General features: G+C 64.3%; 1 protein-coding gene. It reads right to left on the bottom strand.

Annotated features, from left to right (window positions below; genetic code table 11):
* Positions 1 to 842: cbb3-type cytochrome c oxidase subunit I (locus ADL34_RS34350; protein ID WP_199835675.1), on the bottom strand; the 842-nt coding region annotated here is incomplete at both ends.

Genomic DNA, 842 nt, shown 5'->3' with positions numbered 1-842 from the left:
TTCCACATCGTTCCGATCCAGTTGAAGAACTTCACGCCTGTCGGAACGGCGATGAGGAACGTCATGAAGGAGAAGAACGGGAGCAGTACACCGCCGGTGACGTACATGTGGTGCGCCCACACCGTCACGGACAGACCCGCGATGGCGATGGTCGCCGCGATCAGGCCCATGTAGCCGAACATCGGCTTGCGGGAGAAGACCGGGATGACCTCACTGATGATGCCGAAGAACGGCAACGCGATGATGTACACCTCTGGGTGCCCGAAGAACCAGAACAGGTGTTGCCACAGCAACGCCCCGCCGTTGGCCGAGTCGAACACGTGGGCGCCGAACTTGCGGTCCGCCTCCAGCGCGAACAGCGCCGCCGCCAGCACCGGGAAGGCCAGCAGGACCAGCACCGCGGTCAGCAGCACGTTCCACACGAAGATCGGCATGCGGAACATGGTCATGCCCGGCGCGCGCATGCAGATGATCGTGGTGATGAAGTTGACCGAGCCGAGGATCGTGCCGAAGCCGGAGAAGGCCAGGCCCATGATCCACATGTCGGCGCCGACACCCGGCGAGCGGACCGCGTCCGACAGCGGGCTGTAGGCGAACCAGCCGAAGTCGGCCGCGCCCTGCGGGGTCAGGAAGCCGCCCACCGCGATGAGCGAGCCGAACAGGTACAGCCAGTAGGCGAACATGTTCAGCCGCGGGAACGCCACGTCCGGCGCGCCGATCTGCAGCGGCATGATCCAGTTCGCGAAGCCCGCGAACAGCGGCGTCGCGAACATCAGCAGCATGATCGTGCCGTGCATCGTGAACGCCTGGTTGAACTGCTCGTTCGACATGATCTGCAGACC

The organism is Streptomyces sp. NRRL WC-3605, assembly GCF_001509795.1.
GTDB lineage: Bacteria > Actinomycetota > Actinomycetes > Streptomycetales > Streptomycetaceae > Streptomyces > Streptomyces viridochromogenes.
Note: the sequence above shows the minus strand (reverse complement) of the source record. Positions and strands in the feature narration are given on the sequence as shown.